Annotated in this window: 20 protein-coding genes; 10 read left to right on the top strand and 10 right to left on the bottom strand. The window is 63.5% G+C overall.

The features are described from left to right. Positions 1 to 111 precede the first annotated feature (111 nt). Positions 112 to 918 (bottom strand): enoyl-CoA hydratase/isomerase family protein, encoded by an 807-nt coding sequence (locus JQ558_RS08555; RefSeq protein WP_212293372.1) that lies wholly within the window; start codon positions 916 to 918, stop codon positions 112 to 114. 117 nt (positions 919 to 1,035) lie between these two features. After that, positions 1,036 to 1,809: a hypothetical protein gene (locus tag JQ558_RS08550; RefSeq protein ID WP_249142398.1), complete on the bottom strand. Its 774-nt coding sequence runs from the start codon at positions 1,807 to 1,809 to the stop codon at positions 1,036 to 1,038. A 62-nt stretch (positions 1,810 to 1,871) separates the two neighbouring features. On the opposite strand from JQ558_RS08550, the gene nthA reads away from it, so the two are divergent. The 6 genes from nthA to JQ558_RS08520 all read left to right on the top strand — a co-directional run bounded on the left by nthA (position 1,872) and on the right by JQ558_RS08520 (position 6,666). Further along, complete coding sequence (gene nthA / locus JQ558_RS08545) at positions 1,872 to 2,513, top strand: nitrile hydratase subunit alpha (protein WP_212275257.1); 642 nt, start codon at positions 1,872 to 1,874, stop codon at positions 2,511 to 2,513. Further along, on the top strand, positions 2,513 to 3,172 hold the full coding sequence (nthB, locus tag JQ558_RS08540) for a nitrile hydratase subunit beta (RefSeq protein ID WP_212208721.1): 660 nt from the start codon (positions 2,513 to 2,515) through the stop codon (positions 3,170 to 3,172). The genes nthA and nthB overlap by 1 nt, the downstream gene beginning before the upstream one ends. Next, on the top strand, positions 3,172 to 3,555 hold the full coding sequence (locus JQ558_RS08535; RefSeq protein ID WP_212208723.1) for a nitrile hydratase accessory protein: 384 nt from the start codon (positions 3,172 to 3,174) through the stop codon (positions 3,553 to 3,555). Before nthB ends, JQ558_RS08535 begins: the two co-directional genes overlap by 1 nt. A gap of 231 nt (positions 3,556 to 3,786) precedes the next feature. After that, positions 3,787 to 4,794 carry a TRAP transporter substrate-binding protein gene (locus tag JQ558_RS08530; RefSeq protein ID WP_212208724.1) on the top strand — a complete coding sequence of 336 codons (1,008 nt, stop codon included), beginning with the start codon at positions 3,787 to 3,789 and terminating at the stop codon, positions 4,792 to 4,794. A 10-nt stretch (positions 4,795 to 4,804) separates the two neighbouring features. Further along, on the top strand, positions 4,805 to 5,347 hold the full coding sequence (locus tag JQ558_RS08525) for a TRAP transporter small permease (protein WP_212275252.1): 543 nt from the start codon (positions 4,805 to 4,807) through the stop codon (positions 5,345 to 5,347). Between the two features lie 26 nt (positions 5,348 to 5,373). After that, on the top strand, positions 5,374 to 6,666 hold the full coding sequence (locus tag JQ558_RS08520) for a TRAP transporter large permease (protein ID WP_212293371.1): 1,293 nt from the start codon (positions 5,374 to 5,376) through the stop codon (positions 6,664 to 6,666). Positions 6,667 to 6,669: 3 nt separating this feature from the next. On the opposite strand, the gene queC is transcribed toward JQ558_RS08520, so the two are convergent. After that, positions 6,670 to 7,380, bottom strand: coding sequence for a 7-cyano-7-deazaguanine synthase QueC (gene queC, locus JQ558_RS08515; protein ID WP_212293370.1), 711 nt, complete (start codon positions 7,378 to 7,380; stop codon positions 6,670 to 6,672). Positions 7,381 to 7,513: 133 nt separating this feature from the next. On the opposite strand from queC, the gene mazG reads away from it, so the two are divergent. Next, positions 7,514 to 8,344 (top strand): nucleoside triphosphate pyrophosphohydrolase, encoded by an 831-nt coding sequence (gene mazG, locus JQ558_RS08510; RefSeq protein ID WP_212293369.1) that lies wholly within the window; start codon positions 7,514 to 7,516, stop codon positions 8,342 to 8,344. 115 nt (positions 8,345 to 8,459) lie between these two features. After that, positions 8,460 to 8,867 carry a nuclear transport factor 2 family protein gene (locus JQ558_RS08505; protein WP_212293368.1) on the top strand — a complete coding sequence of 136 codons (408 nt, stop codon included), beginning with the start codon at positions 8,460 to 8,462 and terminating at the stop codon, positions 8,865 to 8,867. Between the two features lie 22 nt (positions 8,868 to 8,889). Here the strand turns inward: JQ558_RS08505 and hflX are convergent, their stop codons facing one another. From hflX to dusB, 7 genes are all read right to left on the bottom strand, one after another. Continuing rightward, entirely contained in the window at positions 8,890 to 10,266 is a 1,377-nt protein-coding gene (hflX, locus tag JQ558_RS08500) for a GTPase HflX (protein ID WP_212275246.1), read from the bottom strand. An 11-nt stretch (positions 10,267 to 10,277) separates the two neighbouring features. Beyond that, entirely contained in the window at positions 10,278 to 10,526 is a 249-nt protein-coding gene (gene hfq, locus JQ558_RS08495; RefSeq protein WP_006020546.1) for an RNA chaperone Hfq, read from the bottom strand. Positions 10,527 to 10,840: 314 nt separating this feature from the next. Continuing rightward, entirely contained in the window at positions 10,841 to 12,211 is a 1,371-nt protein-coding gene (locus JQ558_RS08490) for a sigma-54 dependent transcriptional regulator (RefSeq protein WP_211996903.1), read from the bottom strand. A 17-nt stretch (positions 12,212 to 12,228) separates the two neighbouring features. Further along, positions 12,229 to 14,577, bottom strand: coding sequence for a PAS domain-containing sensor histidine kinase (locus tag JQ558_RS08485; protein ID WP_212275244.1), 2,349 nt, complete (start codon positions 14,575 to 14,577; stop codon positions 12,229 to 12,231). Between the two features lie 146 nt (positions 14,578 to 14,723). After that, positions 14,724 to 16,166, bottom strand: coding sequence for a nitrogen regulation protein NR(I) (gene ntrC, locus JQ558_RS08480; RefSeq protein WP_212208736.1), 1,443 nt, complete (start codon positions 16,164 to 16,166; stop codon positions 14,724 to 14,726). 9 nt (positions 16,167 to 16,175) lie between these two features. Further along, entirely contained in the window at positions 16,176 to 17,351 is a 1,176-nt protein-coding gene (locus JQ558_RS08475) for a nitrogen regulation protein NR(II) (RefSeq protein WP_192735942.1), read from the bottom strand. Next, positions 17,348 to 18,349 carry a tRNA dihydrouridine synthase DusB gene (gene dusB / locus JQ558_RS08470; RefSeq protein WP_212293527.1) on the bottom strand — a complete coding sequence of 334 codons (1,002 nt, stop codon included), beginning with the start codon at positions 18,347 to 18,349 and terminating at the stop codon, positions 17,348 to 17,350. The genes JQ558_RS08475 and dusB overlap by 4 nt, the downstream gene beginning before the upstream one ends. A gap of 287 nt (positions 18,350 to 18,636) precedes the next feature. On the opposite strand from dusB, the gene JQ558_RS08465 reads away from it, so the two are divergent. Both JQ558_RS08465 and JQ558_RS08460 read left to right on the top strand, forming a co-directional pair. Further along, positions 18,637 to 19,833: a bifunctional 2-C-methyl-D-erythritol 4-phosphate cytidylyltransferase/2-C-methyl-D-erythritol 2,4-cyclodiphosphate synthase gene (locus JQ558_RS08465; protein WP_212293367.1), complete on the top strand. Its 1,197-nt coding sequence runs from the start codon at positions 18,637 to 18,639 to the stop codon at positions 19,831 to 19,833. Between the two features lies 1 nt (position 19,834). Beyond that, positions 19,835 to 20,437, top strand: coding sequence for a CinA family protein (locus JQ558_RS08460; RefSeq protein ID WP_212293366.1), 603 nt, complete (start codon positions 19,835 to 19,837; stop codon positions 20,435 to 20,437). Positions 20,438 to 20,444: the final 7 nt, after the last annotated feature.

Here is a 20,444-nt window from a genome sequence, read left to right as displayed (position 1 = left end):
AAATATCTGATCTAATTGTAGATATAAATATTCCATAATATACCTTATGCGAATCTAGGATATTGCGCATCAGGCACGAGGCGGCACGGCTATGCCGCTCGAAGCCCATTCCTATCGTCCTTTGAACGTCGGCTTCCGCCGCTCCAGGAACGCCGCGACACCTTCCTTGTGATCTTCGCTCAGGCTCGCCAGCGCGAACTGGTCGACGTCCATGTGGCTGGTGAGATCGTCGAGCGCGTGGGTGAGCCGGTTGACGGTCAGCTTGGTCATGGCGACCGACAGCGGCGGCTGGGCGGCGACCTTGGCCGCGAGCGCCATGGCGGCGTCGAACGCCTGGCCGGGTTCGGCGACCTCCTCGACCAGCCGCCATTCATAGGCCTCGGCTGCGGTGATGCGGTGGTCGGCCAGGACCACGGCCTGCTTGGTCCGGGCCGGTCCCATCAGGTGCAGCATGCGCGGCACGCTCTGCCAGCTCATGTTCATGCCGAGCCCGATCTCGGGCACGCGCATGTGGGCGTCGCGGGCCATGACGCGGAAATCCAGCGCCACCGCCAGCGCGACGCCGCCGCCGACGCAGAAGCCTTCGATGGCGCCGATCGTGATCTGTTCCATGTCCTGCCAGGCCCGCGTCAGGCGCGGACCGAGCTTCAGATGGCGGCGCAGGGTGCCGAGGTCCATGGTTTTCCGCGCCCGACCCTCGGGGTCCTTGAGATCGAAGCCGGCCGTGAACGCCTTGGCGGCGCCTGTCAGCACCACGACCGAGGTCGCGCCGTCATCCTCAAAACTGCGGGCGGCATCGGTAAGCTGGCGCATCGCCTCCGGCGACATCGCGTTGATGCCATCGCCCCGGTCGAAGCGGACGACAGCGATGCGGCCATCGGGCCCAAGGCCTTTTTCAATGGTGACAAACCTGGTCAAGCGGCGTCTCCCTGCCCGTTATTTTTGAAAACCTTAGCGCACAAATGGGCGCTCGGCCCGCGCGCTGTTTGCATGCCGGCCCCTCCTGCCCGGCGGTGCAACCGGCAGCGTCTGAGCTCACAAATGGCCGGTACGCTGATGGTCGGGTTTGCCTCCCGGCACCGGAAAGCGGATCGTGGTGCCAAGGGTGATCCAGTTGGCGTTTTCGCCCGATATATTGTGGCCAAAGATCAGGTCGACCGAGAATATGTCGTTCGGCCGGTAGCGAATGCCGGTCTGAAACCGCGGCCGGATCGCGCTAGGCTCGTCCGACTGGCCGGCCTGGCCGAACGCTTCGATGGTCCACTGCAACGTGTCCGAGAGTTTCCAGTCAAAGCCGGCGCCATAGACCAGGTAATGCCGGTCGGCCATGCGGTCCCACATCCAGCCGCCGTTGAGATTGATCCGCATCGTCTCGGACAGCCTGTACGTCACTGGCACGACCGCGAACGCTGTGAGGTTATCTCCGGTCAACGCGTCGAATGATCCGCCTGCATAAAACGACAGGCCGAACCTTCCCACGCCGGTCGGAATGAAGTTCCACTTGGCCTTGGGCGTGAGGCTGGTGCTCCAGTCGCCGTCGCTGCGCGACCGAACGGTCTGCATGCTTAATTCCACCGGCCTGAAAATATTCACCGCGCAGGATGGATTGGCCACGGCTGTAAAATCTGTGTTGGTCGCCGCCTGCAGCCAGCTCTCGACCTTGCAGGACCCGGCCTCGGCAATGTCGGCGGCGTCGACCGCATAGGCGCCGTTGGCGGCGCGCGCATCGCCAGCCGGAAGCCAAATCGGAAGCCAGGCCGAAATGGCCGCTGCCGCCGCGATTGCGATGCGCCCCGCCCCAATCCCCATGGCCAAATGCTAGCAGAGTCTTCGCCTCGACATAGCCCGGATTTTGCGACTATCTTGGCCGCATGACAGGCCATGACCACGACCACCACGACCATCACCACGATCACGACCATTCGGAATTGTCGGAGACCGAGCTGCGGGTGCGCGCGCTGGAATCGATCCTGACCGAAAAGGGCTATGTCGATCCGGCCTCGCTCGATCTTCTGATCGACCTGTATGAAAAGAAGATCGGTCCGCGCAACGGCATCCGCGTCGTCGCAAAAGCCTGGAGCGATCCGGCCTATCACGCGCGGCTGATGAAGGATGCGACGGCGGCGATCGCCGAGCTCGACTATAGCGGGCGACAAGGCGAGCACATGGTGGTGGTCGAGAACACACCCGAACAGCACAACATGGTCGTCTGCACGCTCTGCTCCTGCTATCCGCATCCGGTGCTCGGGCTGCCGCCGGTGTGGTACAAATCCGCGCCCTACCGTTCCCGCGCCGTCTCCGATCCGCGCGGCGTGTTGCAGGATTTTGGTGTCACCCTGCCCGAGAAAACAAAGATCCGCGTCTGGGATTCGACCGCGGAAATCCGCTACCTCGTGCTGCCGATGCGGCCCAAAGGCACGGACGGCTGGAGCGCCGAGCAGCTCGCCGAACTCGTTACCCGCGACAGCATGATCGGCACCGGATTGCCGAGGCAGCCCGGCGAGGCCGCCTGATGGACGGCGCGCACGACATGGGCGGCGCCAAAGGGTTTGGGCCCGTCGTACCCGAACCGAACGAGCCGGTTTTTCACGGCGAATGGGAGCGCCGCGCCTTCGCGCTGACGGTTGCGATGTCGCGTCCCGGCGGCTGGAACATCGACATGTCGCGCTTTGCGCGCGAGAACCGTCCGCCCGAGGATTACCTCAGCAAGAGCTATTTCCAGATCTGGCTGGCCGGTCTGGAAACGTTGATGATCGAACGCGGACTGGTGACATCAGAGGAAATCGAGGCCGGCAAGGTGCTCTCGCCGCCCAAGCCCGACGTCAAGACCCTGCCCCCGCAGGACGTCGTGCCGACGATCCGGCGTGGCGCCTCGACCGAACGCCCGGCAACGTCGCCTGCGCTGTTCGCGGTCGGCGAAACGGTGCGGATGAAAGAGATCCATCCGCAGACGCATACGCGGCTGCCGCAATATGTCCGCGGGCATCTCGGCACGATCGAGCTCAATCACGGGTGCCATGTGTTTGCCGATCTCAATTCGCTCGGCGTCGGCGAGAACCCGCAATGGCTCTACACCGTGCGGTTCGACGGACCGGAATTGTGGGGCAAGGACACCGACCCGACGCTCAGCATTTCAGTCGACGCCTGGGAATCCTATCTGGAGCGCGCGTGATGAATTTGACCCCGCAACAGGCGATGCGGGCGGCGGTTGCCGTCCCCGGCGTGCCGCGCGACGAGGACGGCCCGGTGTTTCGGGAGCCCTGGGAGGCCCGCGCCTTCGCCATGGCGCTCGCACTGCACGAGGCCGGGGTGTTCACCTGGAAGGAATGGGCGGAGACGCTGGGCTCAGAGATCAAGCGCGCCCAGGCCGCCGGCGATCCCGATACGGGCGAGACCTATTACCAGCACTGGCTGGCGACGCTGGAGACGCTGGTCGCCGCCAAGGGCGTCACGACGTCGGATGTCCTGCACCGCTATCGCGACGCGTGGGATCACGCTGCCGACCGCACCCCGCATGGTGCGCCGATCGAGCTGACGCCGGGTGATTTCGGTTAGCCTCGCGTCTGCGCCCTTTGAGGCCCGTCATTTCCAACGCGTCGATCGCCCGCGATCGGCCGACGGTGCCTGAACCATCCAATCAATGGATCATTCGATCCAATAATTAATCTGTCGCGGCATCGGTCCCTGTTTACTTCGCCAATCCGGGCTGCATAGTCTAATCAGGAAAATAAGGCTGTCGGCCAACGATGCCGGCAACGACAAATAAAACATCGAGGGAGGACGATCATGAAGCGAAGAGATTTTCTCGGAGCTGGCGCCGCGACGTTTGCTTTGGCTGCCACGGGCGGCATCGGCAGTGCGGGACGCGCGTTTGCCCAGACCAAGATGGTCATCAGAGCATCGGACGTTCATCCGCTCGGCTACCCGACGGTCGAAGCCGTGGTGCGCATGGGCAAGAAGCTGGAAAAAGCCACCGACGGCCGCCTTACCATTCAGATGTTCCCGTCGATGCAGCTTGGCGGCGAAAAGGAGATGATCGAGCAGGCCCAGCTCGGCGCGCTGCAGATGGCGCGGATTTCCGTCGGCGCCGTCGGCCCGGTCGTGGACGACGTCAATGTCTTCAACATGCCGTTCGTGTTCCGCGATTCCAAGCACATGGAAGCGGTGATCGATGGTGAGATCGGCGACGAGCTGCTGGCGAAGATTTCGGCGAACGAGAAGACCAATCTGATCGCACTGTGCTGGATGAATGCGGGCTCGCGCAACATCTACAACAGCAAACGGCCGATCAAGACGATGGCGGATTTGAAGGGCCTCAAGGTCCGCATGATGGGCAACCCGCTGTTCGTCGATACGATGAACGCGCTTGGCGGCAACGGTGTCGCCCTGGGCTTCGACCAGGTCTTCAGCTCGATGCAGACCGGCGTGATCGACGGCGCGGAGAACAACCCGCCCTCCTTCATCGCCCAGAACCACAATCAGGTGGCAAAATACTTCACCATGACCGAGCACCTGATCATCCCCGAACTGCTCGTCTTCTCGAAGATCTCGTGGCAGAAGCTGACGCCTGCGGATCAGGCGCTGATCAAGAAGCTGTCGAAGGAATGCCAGGCCGAACAGCGGGTGCTGTGGCACGAGGCGGAGAAGGTTGCGATCGACAAAATGAAGGCCGCCGGCACCGAGATGATCATGGACGTCGACAAGAAGCCCTGGCGCGATGCGGTCAAGCCGGTGTGGGACAAGTACGGCGCCAAATACGCCGAGATGGTCAAGCGCATCGACGCCGTGAAATAGGGCTTGGCGAATGAGTACGCAGTCCGGCGTGGCCGGCGATCCCGGAGCCGGGCTGTTCCGCAGCGCCATGAATGCGGTCTACTGGACCGCCGCCGCGATTGCGTGCGTGGCGCTGGTCCTGGTCTCCGCGATCATTCCCTGGGCGGTTTACACCCGCTATGTCCTGAACAGCGCCTCGTCCTGGCCCGAGCCGCTGGCCGTCTTGCTGACGGTCGGCATCACCTTCATCGGCGCCGCGAATTGCTATCGCCAGCGCATCCACATGAACATGACCGTGGGCACCGATCTCCTGCCCCCTCGCCTGCGCGGGGCAGCCGCCGTGATCAGTGAGCTGCTGATGGGTGCCGTGGCGGTTTTCATGATGGTGTGGGGCATGAAGCTCGCGCTGGCGACCTGGGGGAATTCAGTCGATGAGTTTCCCTGGCTTTCCGTCGGCATCACTTACCTGCCGATCCCGATCAGCGGCGCGATGATGCTGCTGTTCGTGATCGAACGGCTGACCATCGGGCCTCCGCCGTCAAGCGGCGGCGATCCCCACGTCCCTATCGAATAGCGTTTCTCTTCCAGCACGGACGTCCGATGGATATCGCGGTTCTCCTTCTCAGCATGTGTGTGTTCTTCGCCATCGGCATGCCGATCGCCTATGCTATGGCGCTGTCCGCACTGGTCGGCGCGCTGTGGATCGACCTCCCGGTTGCCGCGGTCATGCAGCAACTGGCCAGCGGCGTCGGCAAGGTATCGATGCTGACCATTCCGTTTTTTGTCCTCGCCGGCGCGATCATGGCCGAGGGTGGCATGGCACGGCGGTTGGTGGACTTTGCCGCCGTCATCGTCGGCTTCACGCGCATGCGCGGCGGGCTGTCGCAAGTCAATATTCTTGCCACCACGATCATGAGCGGCATCTCCGGATCTTCCGTCGCCGATACGTCCGCGATCGGCTCAGTCATGATCCCGCAGATGGCCAAGAAGGGTTACCCCCGCGTCTTCGCAACCAACGTCACCATCAGCGCCTCGCTGCAGGCCATCGTCGTTCCGCCGAGCCACAACGCCGTGATCTATTCGCTGGCGACCGGCGGGGTCGTCTCGATCACGAGCCTGTTCCTGGCGGGAATCCTGCCCGGCTTGCTGTTGGGCTTTTCGCTGATGCTGTTGTGCTTGTTCTACGCCTATCGCGACAAGCATCCGAAGGGCGAGCCGGTGCCGATCCGGCAGGCCGCCAAAATGCTGGTCGAAGCCCTCTGGGGCATCGTGACGCTGGTGATCGTGCTCGGCGGCATCCTCACGGGCGTCTTTACGCCGATCGAGGCCGGCGCCGTGGCCTGCGTCTGGGCGTTCTTCGTCACCATGTTCGTCTACCGCGACTACAAATGGTCGGAACTGCCGCAGCTGGCCTACCGGACGCTGCAGACCGTGGCCATGGTGCTGACGCTGGTCGCCACCGCATCCTGCTTCGGCTACATCGCCGCCGTGATGCAGATGCCCGCCAAGATGACCGAATTCTTCGTCGCGATTTCAGCCAACAAATACGTGCTGCTGATGTGGCTCAACATCATGCTGCTGGTGCTGGGCACCGCGCTCGATCTCGCGCCGCTGTTGCTGATCTGTACGCCGATCCTGCTGCCGGTGGTCAAGAGCTTCGGCATCGATCCCGTGCATTTCGGCATCGTCATGCTGCTCAATCTGGGCATCGGGCTGTTGACGCCGCCGGTGGGCACGACGCTGTTCGTCGGTTGCGCGATCGGCAAGGTTTCGGTCGACGATATTATGCGCGAAATCTGGCCGTTCTACTACGTGATGTTCGCGGTGCTGATGCTCGTGACCTACATCCCGGCGATCTCGCTGTGGTTGCCGCACTCGTTCGGATTTCACTAGCGCTTACGTGCCGGCATATTCGCGCCAGCCCTTGGCGCGCAACGCGCAGGCCGGGCATTTGCCGCAGCCATAGCCCCAATCGTGCTGGTCGCCCCGCTCGCCGAGATAACAGGTGTGGGAATGTTCGCGGATCAGGTCGACCAGCCCTGCCCCGCCGAGGTCATGTGCAAGCTTCCAGGTCGAGGCCTTGTCCAGCCACATCAGCGGCGTGTGCAGTTCGAATTGTCTGGCCATGCCGAGATTGAGCGCGGACTGCAGCGCCTTGATGGTCTCGTCACGGCAGTCCGGGTAGCCGGAATAATCCGTCTCGCACATGCCGCCGATGATGTGGCGGATGCCGCGCCGGTACGCCAGCGCCGCTGCGAAGGTCAGGAACACGAGATTGCGGCCGGGAACGAATGTATTGGGCAGTCCGTCCTCGCCCATCGCGATCGCGACATCGCGCGTCAGCGCGGTGTCGGAAATCTCCGCCAGCGTCGGAATCTCGAGCGTATGGCTCTCGCCAAGCCTCGAAGCCCAGTCCGGCCGCAATGATTTGATGCCCGAGAGCAGACGATCCCGGCACCCAAGCTCAATTGCGTGACGCTGGCCGTAACTGAATCCCAGCATTTCGACGCGCGCGAAGCGCTGCAGGGCCCAGGCCAGGCAGGTGGTGGAATCCTGTCCGCCGGAAAACAGCACCAGCGCGGTTTCGGATTGGAACGGATCGCTCATGGAGCCCCATTACCATCCCCGGGCGCGCAGGCCAATCGGTGGAAATCAATCCGGTTTCGGCGCGTTCCGCTGGGATCGGTCCGCCGCTTGCGGCATAAAGCCGTGTCTTTCCTCTCCCGGCGTCGGTACACCCATGACCCCTTCCCGCGATATTTCCCGGCTGCTCGAAATCATGGCGGCGCTGCGCACGCCGGTCACCGGTTGCCCGTGGGATCTCGAACAGAATTTTGCGACGATCGCGCCCTACACCATCGAGGAAGCCTATGAGGTCGTCGACGCCATCACCCGCGGCGATCTCGACGATCTCCGTGAGGAACTCGGCGATCTCCTGCTGCAGGTCGTCTATCACGCACGCATGGCCGAAGAACAGAACGCCTTTGCTTTCGGCGACGTCGTCGAGGCGGTCACAAGAAAGATGATAAGGCGGCACCCGCACGTCTTCGCCGACAAGGACGGCAACATCCAGCCGGCCGGCGTCAAGAGCGCCTGGGAGCGCATCAAGGCCGAGGAAAAGGCCGAACGCGCCGTGCGCCGGCCGCCGGAGTCGGCTGGACCCACATCGTTGCTGTCCAGCGTCAAGGCCGGTCAGCCCGCGCTGACGCGCGCGATGGAATTGCAGCGCAAGGCCTCGACCGTCGGCTTCGACTGGAACGATCCCCGAGCCGTGCTGCACAAGATCCGCGAGGAGGCTGACGAGATCGAGGCCGCGCTCGACAAGGGCGATGCGGAAGAGCTCGCAAGCGAGACCGGCGATCTCCTGTTCGCCCTGGTCAATCTGGCGCGGCATGTCGGCGCCGATCCCGAAGCAGCGCTGCGCGGCACCAACGCGAAATTCGAGCGCCGCTTTGCGTACATCGAACGCGCGTTGGCGGCGAACGGACGTTCATTAGAAGTGGCGACACTGGAAGAGATGGACGCGCTGTGGAATGAGGCGAAACGCAAGGAGCGGTCGGCCGCCCGCTGAACCCATACAGTGGGCATGCACGAAGTCGTGAACGGGCAGTCCTTCAGGTGGTGTCGGTTCGACACCGTCTTACTCGTCCTTGGGGTATCGATAATGACGATCCCGGAGGGGCAGCATGACTGCGAACAAATCAGAGGAAATCAAAATACGCCGTTTGATTGAAGAATGGGCTCTTGGGGTACGCTCCCGCGAAATAGAGGCCGTCCTCGCTCACCACACCGGCGATATGGTGATGTTCGACGTGCCGCCGCCTGTCGAATTGCGCGGCATTGACGCCTATCGAAATTCGTGGACTGCGTTCTTCAACTGGCTCGAAGAAGGAAGCGGCATGTTCGAGATCGCTCAGCTCGATGTAAAAGCTGGCGACACCGTCGCATTCGCCACGGCATTACTCCGGTGCGGAACAAGAGCCTCGCTGGAGCAGGACAGCACACCCCAGCTGCGCCTGACTGTCGGCTTGCGGAAAGTTGACGGTGCATGGAAAATCGCGCACGAACACCATTCGTTTCCCGCCGAGCCATAGTGCGCCAGGAACACGATGAGCTTCAAGCCACATGCGGCACGGCCGCAAAGCGGCTGACCACGATATCGCGTTTGGTTTCGTCGACCCGCACCGTCATGTCGAACCGCTCGCCGTGAAGCTCCTTGGTGAGCACTTCGGCGTTACGATGCAGCCAGCTGATGCCGGCGCCATCGGAGGCGTCGATCGACAGATCGAGCGTCATCCGGAAGGCGGCGAGCCGATCCTCGATCGCGGTCAGCAGCGTCTCGATCCCCTCGCCGGTCTCGGCGGATACCAGGAAGCACGGCCGCTCTTCTGGCCGGCGCGCGGCGATGTTGCGCAGGTTGTCACGCTCCTCGGGATCGAAGCGATCGATCTTGTTCCAGACTTCGAGGATGCGCGCGCCTGCGTCCGGGTCGATCCCGAGCTGGCGCAGCACGGCATCGACGTCGCGCTCCTGTGCCTCTGCGTCCTCGTGCGAGATGTCGCGGACGTGCAGGATGATGTCCGCTTCCAGCACCTCTTCCAGCGTGGCGCGAAACGCGGCCACCAGTTGCGTCGGCAGGTTGGAAATGAATCCGACCGTGTCCGACAGCATCGCCTTGCCGCCATGCGGCAGGCTCAGCGCGCGCAATGTAGGATCCAGTGTAGCAAACAGCATGTCGGCGGCCTGGACGTCGGCGCGGGTCAGGCGGTTGAACAGCGTCGACTTGCCGGCGTTGGTGTAGCCGACCAGCGCGACGACGCGATACGGCACCCGCTGGCGGCCGGCACGATGCAGCCGCCGCGTCGCCTGCACCTTCTTGATTTCGTTCTCAAGGCGCGTGATGCGGTCGCCGATCAGGCGTCGGTCGGCCTCGATCTGGGTCTCGCCTGGGCCGCCCATGAAGCCGAAGCCGCCGCGCTGGCGCTCCAGATGGGTCCATGATCGCACCAGCCGGCTGCGCTGATAATTCAGATGCGCGAGCTCGACCTGCAGCGAACCTTCCTTGGTCTTGGCGCGACGGCCGAAGATTTCCAGGATCAGTCCGGTACGGTCAAGCACCTTGGTGTCCCAGGCCTTCTCGAGATTACGCTGCTGGATCGGTGACAACGCGCAGTCCATCACCACGAGTTCAATGTCATGGCCTTTGATGAGGCCGAGGATCTCCTCGACCTTGCCCTTTCCGAGATAGGTGGCAGGCCTGATCTGGCTGATCGGAGCGATCAGGGAATCGGCGACCGACAGGTCGATGGCGCGCGCCAGACCTGCGGCCTCCTCCAGCCGCGCCTCGGAATCGCGCACAGCCTCGTTCGCTTGCGCATCGACATCGCCGCGGCGCATACGCAAATAAGGACCGATGACGATCACCCGCCCGGTCTGTTTGCCCCCCGCCGACCGCGGACGGTCGGCGCCCCCTTCACGATTGAGGGGTTCCAATCAGGTCACTCTCAAGCCGGAGCATCCTCGCCGCCTTCGAACAACTGGATCGGAGCGCCCGGCATGATGGTCGAGATCGCGTGCTTGTATACAAGCTGCGAGTGACCGTCGCGCCGAAGCAGCAGGCAGAAATTGTCGAACCAGGTGACAATCCCCTGCAGCTTTACTCCGTTGACCAGAAAGATCGTTAGTGGCGTTTTGGTTTTGCGAACGTGATTTAGGAAGGTGTCTTGTAGGTTTTGTGCGCGGTCTGCCGCCATTGTTTTTGTCCCGCCGTCTTGTGCTTCTTTTTGTTAACCGGTTGTTGCTCTCTGACGGAGCCTGCCCCGGCTGCCGGCTTCCCCTGAGATCCCCCTCCGGTCGGCTCGGCAGTTCGATTAGAGGGTACGCGCGGTTTTTAGGCAAGCCAGTTCGCGCGTCACCCACGCGGAACCTAGTGACCATTCTCCGTAGAACTCCGGAAAGAGATGAATATTCTCAAGCAACTGCATGGATCGGCGGCGTAGATCGCTTGCGGCCGCTGCCCGGCTAGCACGCGAATAAGCGATGCAAATAGCTTTCGCGCAACACGTGCTCAACCAACTCCGAGCGCCTTGAGCTTGCGATGCAGGGCCGACCGCTCCATGCCGACGAATTCCGCCGTGCGAGAGATGTTGCCCGAGAACCGGCTGATCTGGGCAATCAGATAGTCGCGCTCGAACACTTCGCGCGCTTCGCGCAGTGGCAAGCCCATGATGTGTTCGCCATTGTTGCTGGTCGGCATGGCCGGCACCATCGAGCCGACGTCCTGCGGCAACATGTCGGCGGTGACGATCGCTTCCGGACCGCCGCCGGCCAGGATCATCACCCGCTCGACGTTGTTGCGGAGTTGGCGGACGTTGCCGGGCCAGACATGCGACTGCAGCACCGCCATCGCATCCTGGCCGATCTGGCGTTTCGGCAGGCCGGTCGCGATCGATATCTGATCCATGAAATAGTCGATCAGCTCGGGAATGTCCTCGCGGCGTTCCGACAGCGGCGGCACCCGGATCGGCACCACCGATAGCCGGTGATACAGGTCCTCGCGGAAGCGCCCTTCGGATATCTCCTCTTCCAGATTACGCGCGGTCGAGGAGATGATGCGGACGTCGACATGGACCTTGGCGGTGCCGCCGGAGCGCTGGAAGGTCTGATCGACCAGCACGCGCAGGATCTTGTTCTGGGTTTCGCGCGGCATGTCGGCGATTTCGTCGATGAACAGCGTGCCGCCGTGGGCCTCTTCGAGTGCGCCGGCCTTGCGCGCCTGTTCGCCATTGGTCTGCTCGACCCCGAACATTTCGACTTCCATCCGCTCCGGCGTGATCGCCGCTGCGTTGATGACGACGAACGGCCCTTCGGCGCGGCTCGATGCGTGATGCAGCGTCCGCGCCGCCAGCTCCTTGCCTGAACCGGGAGGGCCGACGATCAGAATGCGGCTGTTGGCCTTGGCTGCCCGGTCGATGGTCTGGCGCAGCTGGTTCATGCAGGCGGAGCGCCCGGTCAGAACGCTAGCAGCCGGAGCCAGTTGCTTGAGTTCTTTTACCTCGCGCTTGAGGCGCGAGGTCTCCAGCGCCCGTGTCGCCACCAGGATCAGGCGGTCCGATTTGAAGGGCTTTTCGATGAAGTCATAGGCGCCGCGCTTGATCGCGGCGACGGCCGTTTCGATGTTGCCGTGGCCGGAGATCATCACCACGGGCACGTCGGCGTGATCCTTCTTGATTTGCTCGAGCAATTGCAGGCCGTCGAGCTTGGAGCCCTGCAGCCAGATGTCGAGAAACACCAGATGGGGGCGACGGTTGGCGATCTCGGCGAGCGCCGAATCGCTGTCGCGCGCGGTCCGCGTGCTGAAGCCCTCATCGTCCAGAATGCCCGCAACAAGGTCCCGGATATCTGCTTCGTCGTCGACAATCAGAATGTCACTGGCCATGGGTTACACCTGTCTTGTCAGTTGCCTGTTGCGGCTTTGATTTTTGGTTCATCATTAGTCGCGTTTGCCGCCTCATTGGTTTCGGAAGCCGGCGCTTTTGTTTCGTCGCCCTGCTCTTTTACGGCCGCAGCCGGTTCTTTCGCTTCAGCCTTCGGCGCCTGACCGGAGACGGCAAAGCGCAACCGCATCCATGCCCCGCGCTGCCCCGGCCGGAAGTCAGAGGCATCCTTGAGCTCGATGCGGCCGCCATGGTCTTCCAGCACCCGACCGACGATCGCGAGCCCAAGCCCGGTGCCCTTCTGCCGCGTCGTCACGTAAGGCTCTAGCAGGCGCGCGCGAGCCGTCTTAGGCAGGCCGATACCGTTGTCTATCACGTCGATCACGATATCGTCGTTCTCTTGCGCGGCGACGACATCGATGCGACCCTTGCCAAGCTCGTCCGGCGGAACCTGCTCGATCGCTTCGGTCGCGTTCTTGATGATGTTGGTCAAAGCCTGCGAAATCAGCCGGCGGTCGAACTGCGCCCGAATCGGGTCTTGCTTGATTTCGGTCTCGATATCGAGGTCGGGATGCCCGACTTTCATCAGGAATACCGCCTGCCGTACGGTATCGGCAACGTCCTCGCCTTCCATCACCGGCTTCGGCATCCGCGCAAAGCGGGAGAACTCGTCGACCATCCGCCTGATGTCGTCGACCTGGCGCACGATGGTGTCGGTGCATTGCTCGAAGATGCCCTTGTCCTCGATAATGACCTTGCCGAACTTGCGGCGGATACGTTCGGCCGAAAGCTGGATCGGCGTCAGCGGATTCTTGATTTCGTGGGCGATGCGGCGCGCCACGTCGCCCCAGGCCGAGGTGCGCTGCGCAGAAACCAAATCCGTGATGTCGTCGAGCGTGATGATGTAGCTGTCGCGCGATTGCCCGGTCTGTTCGGCGCTGACGCGGACCGACAGATTGCTCTCATGGCCGTCGCGGGTGATGGTGATCTGGCCCTGCACCAGCTTCTGCGTACCCTCGCGGGCGGTTTTCATCATGTCGTCGAGTTCGGGCAGCACGTCCGACAGCGGATGATCGAGCGTTTCCGATTCCACATGACCGATGAGTTTTTCCGCCGAACGGTTCAAGATGCCGACGCTGCCGGAGGCATCGACGCCGATGATGCCGGCGCTGGCCGAGGACAGCACCGCTTCGATGAAACGGCGGCGGCTGTCGATCAGGTCGCTGGCGCTGACCAGTTCATCGCGCTGGGTGCGCAGTTCCTGGGTCATCTTGTTGAAGGTCTCGCCCAATTGGGCCAGATCGCCTTCCGATTTATGGACGGGTACCTGGACGTGCAGATCGCCGGTGGAGACGATGTTGGCGGCGCTCATCAAATTACGGATCGGCGCCACCAGCCAGTTGGCAAAGTTCAACCCGATCAGCACTGACGCCATCAGAATCGTAAGCGCGATCACCGCGAACATCAGCGCGAAGGCGACCTGAATGCCGAGCCGGCGTGCTTCGATCTGGGCATATTCGGCGACGCTGGCCTGGGTCTGCCGCAACTGCCCAACCACCCGTGGATCGAGCAGGCGCGCGACGTAGAGGAAGGTATCGTCGAAGGCCCGCAGGCGGACCACCGCGGCGACGTAATTCTCTTCCGGGAAAACCGAAATCTCGGGTTTGTCCTCGCCGACATTGTCGAGCAATTCCTTTGGCGGCGTCGCAAAGGCTTGCCTGATGCCGGTTTGCGCGGACACCACGACGTTGCCTTCCTTGTCGAGCAGCATGGTGCCCGGCAAGTTGCGCTTGGAGGCACTCGCCGTCAGCAATTCCAGAAACGTACGCCGGTCCTGGACGAACAACGGCCACGCGTTGGCGATATCATTGGCCATGCCCAGGATGTCGCCATTGATGAGCTGCGCGTGCTCGTAGGTGTAGGCCCGCGCGATGATCAGCGAATTCTGGATTACCTCCCGCGTCGGGCCCGAGAATAGCCGGTCGAGGCCGCGATCGATGGTGACGTTGGCCACGATCGCCACCAGCACTGCCGGCAGCACGGCAATCACCGAGAACAGACCCACGATCTGGACGTGCAGCCTGGCCGCCGCCTTGCCGCGGCGCCGCGCCTGCACCACCAGCCAGACTTCGCGGATGATGATGGCAACCAGCAACAGGATGCATGCGGCATTGATCAGCAGGAAGGAGTAGACGACGTTGCGCGAAGGTTCGATCGGTGTCAGGCCGCTCAGCACCACAAAGGTCAGGAACGCCGACAGCAGCGCGATCCCGACCGCAAACGGCGCCACCCATTTCCGCAGGATTCCTCCTGTGGATTGGGCAAGCGACGGGTCAAACGTAGGAGCCGAGGTCTCTGCGGTGGTCATTCCGGCAATCGGTGATCTGAAAGGTCTTGTGTCCGCCTGCCGCGGACTGATGCATTCATATCACAATGTTGCCAAATTGCGACAATTCCGCGGCGCAGCCCGCCGCGAAAGCGTTCTGTACCAGCATTTCGACGATGTCTAACCGGCTAGCCCCCGCTGCGGTAGACCTGAATATCCAGATCCCGGATCTTCTTCCGCAGCGTGTTGCGGTTGAGGCCGAGCAAATCGGCGGCGCGGATTTGGTTGCCCCGTGTCGCCGCGAGCGCCGCCGTGAGCAGCGGCACCTCGATCTCCTTGAGGATGCGATGGTAGAGGCCCGGCGGCGGCACGCCGTTCGGGAAGCCCGAGAAGTGCGACGACAGGTAGGCCTCGACCGCGCCGCCGAGATTCTCGACGCCGAGCGGCGCACTGCCCCCCGACGCCACGGCCGGCGGCGCCAACTCGCCGTCGATCACCGAGCCCGTGATGACGTCCTGCGGATAGAGCGCAGCGAGCCGGCGTGCGAGATTTTCGAGTTCGCGCACGTTGCCGGGCCAGCGGTGCTGCTTGAGCCGCTCCAGCGCCAGCGTGTCCAGCTTCTTGGGCGGCAGCCCGTCTTTCTCGGCGAGCGAGAAGAAATGCCGGATCAGGTCCGGCAGATCCTCGATGCGCTCGCGCAGCGGCGGCAGCCGCAGCGGCACCACGTTGAGACGGAAGAACAGGTCTTCCCGGAACAGGCCTTGCTGGATCAGGATGCGCAGATCCTTGTTGCTCGCCGCCACGATCCGCACGTCGGTCTTGATCGGGGTACGCCCGCCCACCGTGGTGTATTCGCCCTGCTGCAGTACCCGCAGCAACCTGGTCTGCGCTTCCATCGGCATGTCACCGATTTCGTCGAGAAACAGCGTACCGCCCTCGGCCTGTTCGAACCGGCCGGAAGCCCGCGTATTGGCGCCGGTGAACGCGCCGCGTTCATGGCCGAACAGTTCAGACTCGATCAGATCGCGCGGGATCGCCGCCATGTTGACCGCCACGAAGGGGCCGTTGCGCCGCTTGCCGTAATCATGCAGCGCGCGGGCGACCAGCTCCTTGCCGGTGCCGGACTCGCCGGAGATCATCACGGTAAGGTCGGTCTGCATCAGACGCGCCAGCACGCGGTAGATTTCCTGCATCGCCGGCGAACGGCCGACCAGCGGGATCGAATCGAATTCGCCCTCGTCGGCGGCGCTCGACACCCGCTCCTTCGGCTCCGCCAGCGCCCGGCCGACGATCGTGATCAGCTCCTTCAGGTCGAAGGGCTTCGGCAGATATTCATAGGCGCCGCGCTCCGAGGCCCGGATCGCCGTCATGAAGGTGTTCTGTGCGCTCATGACGATGACGGGAAGGTTCGGCCGCATCTTCTTGATCCGCGGCAGCAGGTCGAACGCGTTCTCGTCGGGCATCACGACGTCGGTGATGACGAGGTCGCCCTCGCCCTGGCTCACCCATCGCCACAGCGTCGCCGCGTTTCCGGTCAGGCGCACCTCATATCCGGCGCGCGAGAGAGCCTGGTTTAAGACTGTGCGGATGGCGGTGTCGTCATCAGCGACAAGTATACTACCTGCGGGCATTGATATTCCTCATCTTGCGGCCTGTGAGGCAGGCGATGGCGTACCCGAAACGTCATCGCGATTGCTTTGGTCGAATTGTTTGGTGGCGCTGAACATCGGCAGCAGCACGCGAAACGTGGTCTTCCGCGGCTGGGATTCGCATTCGATGATACCGCCGTGATCGCCGACGATTTTCGCGACGAGCGCGAGACCGAGCCCGCTGCCGGTTTGCTTGGTGGTCACGAACGGATCGAACAGGTTCGGCAACAGGTCTTCCGGCACGCCGGAGCCGTTGTCCTTGACGCAGAATTCAAGCGGCAGCGATACCCGCGACTTCTTGCCCGGCACCGACAGGCGGACACCCGGGCGGAACGCGGTGGTAAGCTGGATTTCGGCATCGCTGCCGAGATCGGCGACCGCCTCGGCGGCGTTCTTCACCAGATTGAGGAAGACCTGAATGAGCTGGTCCTGATTGGCCAGCACCGGCGGCAGCGACGGATCGTATTCCTCGACAAAGCGGACGTTGCGGGCAAAGCCCGATTGCGCCAGTCGTTTGACGTGGTCGAGCACGGAATGAATGTTGACGGGACCGCGCGCCACCGGCCGGTCGTCGCCGAACACTTCCATGCGGTCGACCAGCGTGACGATGCGGTCGGCCTCGTCGCAGATCAGCCGCGTCAGCATGCGGTCCTCGGATGAGGCCGCCTGCTCCAGCAATTGCGCCGCGCCGCGAATGCCGGACAGCGGGTTCTTGATTTCATGCGCCAGCATCGCCGCCAGCGCGATCACCGAACGCGCCGCGCTCCGATGCGTCAATTGACGGTCCATCTTGTCGGCGATGGTGCGCTCCTGCAGCATCACGACGATGTGGCCCGGCCGCTCCGTCAGCGGCGCGACGTGAAGATCGACCTGGCGGTCGCCGCCGATCCTGGGCGTGCCGAGATCGACCTTGTACTCGTTGACCGGCGAGCCGCTCGATCGCACCTGATCGATCAGCGCCAGCAGCGGACTGCCGAATGGCACCAGCTCCTTCAGCGACTGCCGTTGCAGGAACTGGGTCGAAATCTCGAAGAACGATTCGGCGGCGATGTTGGCGTCGATGATGCGCCCGTCGGGCGCGATCAGCAGCACCGGATTCGGCAGCGCATTGAGGATCGCATCGCTTTCGGAGGGCAAGCGCCGGCGTTGTTCTGCGGCCGAATTCATGCTGCAGCACTCCATGCAAAATCGTCGTAGGCGTCCTGGAGCGATCGATGTACCCGGTGCGGATCCTCCGAAGTCAGTATCTTTTGCCGCCAGCTCTTGAGTTTCTCCGCCGGCGCGCGGCTGCATTCGGCAGCGATCTCGAGCGCCCAGCCGAGATGCTTGCGCGCGTGCTTGAGGCCGATGCGCAAGCCGTAAAGGCGGCAGACTTCGTCATAGAGCGCGCGGATGTGGGCGAGTTGTTCGGCCAACGAGGGGGCGGCTTCGGGCTTTCCGGTTTCCAGCTGGCGTCCGATCTGGCCGGGCAACCAGGGCTGCCCCAGCGCACCGCGCCCGATCATCACGGCATCGGCGTCAGACATTCCGAGCGCGCTGACCGCCTTTTCGAACGACGTGATGTCACCGTTGACGACGAGCGGCACCGAGATCGCATCCTTGACCGCGCGCACCGCGCTCCAGTCCGCCTCGCCCTTGTAGAATTGACAGCGCGTGCGGCCGTGCACCGAAATCATCTGCACGCCGGCGGCTTCCGCGCGGCGGGCGAGTTCGGGGGCGTTGAGCGAGCCGTGATCCCAGCCGAGGCGCATCTTCAGCGTCACCGGAACCTTGACGGCCGCGATCGTCGCCTCGATCAGTTTGAGCGCATGGTCGAGATCGCGCATCAGCGCCGAGCCGGACTGGCCGCCGGTCACGTGACGCGCCGGGCACCCCATGTTGATATCGATGATGTCGGCGCCACCAGCCTCGGCAATCCTCGCCCCTTCCGACATCCAGTGGGTTTGACAGCCTGCAAGCTGAACCACATGCGGGCCGATCCCGGTCGCCTCGCAACGCAACACCGACATCGGCCGGCCATGCACGAGATCGTCGCTGGCGGTCATCTCGGAGACGACGAGTCCCGCCCCAAGGGCGGCGGCAAGGCGTCGAAAGGGGACATCGGTAATGCCGGACATCGGCGCCAGAAGAACCCGGTTGGCGACCGAAATGTCGCCTATCTTCAACGTCTTAGGGCGTGGGTCGTCCAAGCCGGTCACGGTGTTCTCATTGGTAGGGCAGCAGCGGCATTGCTACTGTCGGCGCATATTGTGAGCACAAATCTTGTGCAGTCAAGCTTCATGCCTACACTTTAGACAGTTCTATCATTTGTGCAAGTGCACTGCAACAAAAACTGCTTTTCCCACAGCTATTGGGAAACGCTCTGTTTTTACGCATTCGGCATGGTAAGGGCTGTGCGCCGCAGGGGCCCGATCCCCTCTCCTCAACCCGATCCGTCCGTAACTAGAGTCAAATGCCGAAACCTGAGCGTACAGCAGCCATCCTCGTCGCAGCGGGGCGCGGACTTCGCGCCGGCGCGGGAGGGCCCAAACAATACCGTACGATCGGCGGGCAGACCGTGATCTTCCGGGCGATGGAAGCGTTCTGCCGCCACCCCGACGTCTTCGCCGTGCAGCCGGTTGTGAATCCCGATGATGCTGCGGTCTTCAACGAGGCCGTCGCGGGGTTGCGCCATCAACCACCAACCAATGGCGGCGCGACGCGCCAGGCGTCGGTGCACGCCGGCCTCGAGGCGCTGGCCAGCGAGAAGCCCGACATCGTTCTGATCCACGACGCAGCGCGCCCATTCGTGACACCAGCGGTGATTTCGCGCGCGATCGACGCCGCCGGCCGCACTGGCGCTGCGGTTCCTGCGATTGCCGTCACCGATACGATCAAACAGGTTGGTGAGGCCGGCAATGTCGAGGCCACGCCGGACCGCGCGCGGCTGCGCATCGCGCAGACGCCGCAGGCGTTTCGTTTCGACGTGATCCTCGAGGCGCATCGCCGCGCGGCGCGCGAGGGACGCAGCGATTTCACCGATGATGCCGCGCTCGCCGAATGGGCGGGATTGACGGTGGCGACCTTTGAAGGCGATCCTGCGAACATGAAGCTCACGACCCCTGAAGATTTCGTCCGCGAGGAAGCCCGCCTCGGCGCCATGCTCGGCGACATCAGGACCGGCACCGGCTACGACGTGCACGCCTTCGGCGACGGCGATCATCTGATGATCTGCGGCGTCCGCGTGCCGCACACGCACGGCTTTCTCGCCCATTCGGACGGCGACGTCGGCCTGCACGCCATGGTCGATGCCATCCTCGGCGCGCTGGCGGACGGCGATATCGGTTCGCACTTCCCGCCCAGCGATCCGCAGTGGAAGGGCGCTGCTTCCGACAAGTTCCTCAAATATGCGGTCGATCGCGTCACCGCGCGTGGCGGGCGGATTGCCAATCTCGAGGTCACCTTGATCTGCGAGCGGCCCAAGATCGGACCGCTGCGCGATGTCATGCGCGCGCGCATCGCCGAGATCACCGGGCTCGACATCTCCCGCGTCGCCGTCAAGGCGACCACCAGCGAACGGCTTGGCTTTACCGGCCGCGAGGAAGGCATCGCCGCGACCGCGAGCGCCACCATCCGCCTTCCTTGGGACGATCAAGGCCGGAGCCAATAGCATGAGCGGCAGCGACGCCCGCGCCCTCTCCCGCTCGCTGCTCGATCTATGCCGGATGCGCAAGCTGACGATTGCAACCGCGGAATCCTGCACCGGCGGACTGGTCGCGGGCGCGCTCACGGATATTCCCGGCTCCTCCGACGTCATCGACCGCGGCTTTGTCACATACTCCAATGATGCCAAGCGCGCGATGCTCGGCGTCAAGGTAACGACGCTGGCGACCTTCGGTGCGGTCAGCAAGGAAACCGCTACCGCGATGGCGGTCGGCGCGCTGGAGAAGGCCGGCGTCGATCTGGCCGTCTCCATCACCGGCATCGCCGGTCCCGGTGGCGCCACACCCGGCAAGCCGGTTGGGCTCGTGCATTTCGCGGTCGCCTCGCGCGACGGCCGCATCCTGCATCGCGAACGTCGCTTTGGCGCCATCGGCCGCACCAGCGTGCGCCAGCGCTCGGTGGTCGAGGCGCTGCGCATGCTGATGGAACTGGCGCGCGGACCGCAGGCATCCGTCAAACCGCGCCGCGCGGCCGTCAGCCGGCTCCGCCCGCGTGTCGCGCGATCGACCCGCGGCAGCGCCGTCAAGCGACGACGGCCGCCGAGATCCTAGCGATCCG

It is taken from the genome of Bradyrhizobium sp. AUGA SZCCT0160 (genome assembly GCF_018130105.1).
GTDB lineage: Bacteria > Pseudomonadota > Alphaproteobacteria > Rhizobiales > Xanthobacteraceae > Bradyrhizobium.
Note: the sequence above shows the minus strand (reverse complement) of the source record. Positions and strands in the feature narration are given on the sequence as shown.

Excerpts from the sequence above, each read along its gene's own strand:
- JQ558_RS08550 (WP_249142398.1), bottom strand. The coding sequence starts at position 1,809 with ATGGGGATTGGGGCGGGGCGCATCGCAATCGCGGCGGCAGCGGCCATT.
- nthA (WP_212275257.1), top strand. The coding sequence starts at position 1,872 with ATGACAGGCCATGACCACGACCACCACGACCATCACCACGATCACGAC.
- nthB (WP_212208721.1), top strand. The coding sequence starts at position 2,513 with ATGGACGGCGCGCACGACATGGGCGGCGCCAAAGGGTTTGGGCCCGTC.
- JQ558_RS08535 (WP_212208723.1), top strand. The coding sequence starts at position 3,172 with ATGAATTTGACCCCGCAACAGGCGATGCGGGCGGCGGTTGCCGTCCCC.
- JQ558_RS08530 (WP_212208724.1), top strand. The coding sequence starts at position 3,787 with ATGAAGCGAAGAGATTTTCTCGGAGCTGGCGCCGCGACGTTTGCTTTG.
- JQ558_RS08525 (WP_212275252.1), top strand. The coding sequence starts at position 4,805 with ATGAGTACGCAGTCCGGCGTGGCCGGCGATCCCGGAGCCGGGCTGTTC.
- JQ558_RS08520 (WP_212293371.1), top strand. The coding sequence starts at position 5,374 with ATGGATATCGCGGTTCTCCTTCTCAGCATGTGTGTGTTCTTCGCCATC.
- queC (WP_212293370.1), bottom strand. The coding sequence starts at position 7,380 with ATGAGCGATCCGTTCCAATCCGAAACCGCGCTGGTGCTGTTTTCCGGC.
- mazG (WP_212293369.1), top strand. The coding sequence starts at position 7,514 with ATGACCCCTTCCCGCGATATTTCCCGGCTGCTCGAAATCATGGCGGCG.
- JQ558_RS08505 (WP_212293368.1), top strand. The coding sequence starts at position 8,460 with ATGACTGCGAACAAATCAGAGGAAATCAAAATACGCCGTTTGATTGAA.
- hfq (WP_006020546.1), bottom strand. The coding sequence starts at position 10,526 with ATGGCGGCAGACCGCGCACAAAACCTACAAGACACCTTCCTAAATCAC.
- JQ558_RS08490 (WP_211996903.1), bottom strand. The coding sequence starts at position 12,211 with ATGGCCAGTGACATTCTGATTGTCGACGACGAAGCAGATATCCGGGAC.
- JQ558_RS08485 (WP_212275244.1), bottom strand. The coding sequence starts at position 14,577 with ATGACCACCGCAGAGACCTCGGCTCCTACGTTTGACCCGTCGCTTGCC.
- ntrC (WP_212208736.1), bottom strand. The coding sequence starts at position 16,166 with ATGCCCGCAGGTAGTATACTTGTCGCTGATGACGACACCGCCATCCGC.
- JQ558_RS08475 (WP_192735942.1), bottom strand. The coding sequence starts at position 17,351 with ATGAATTCGGCCGCAGAACAACGCCGGCGCTTGCCCTCCGAAAGCGAT.
- JQ558_RS08465 (WP_212293367.1), top strand. The coding sequence starts at position 18,637 with ATGCCGAAACCTGAGCGTACAGCAGCCATCCTCGTCGCAGCGGGGCGC.
- JQ558_RS08460 (WP_212293366.1), top strand. The coding sequence starts at position 19,835 with ATGAGCGGCAGCGACGCCCGCGCCCTCTCCCGCTCGCTGCTCGATCTA.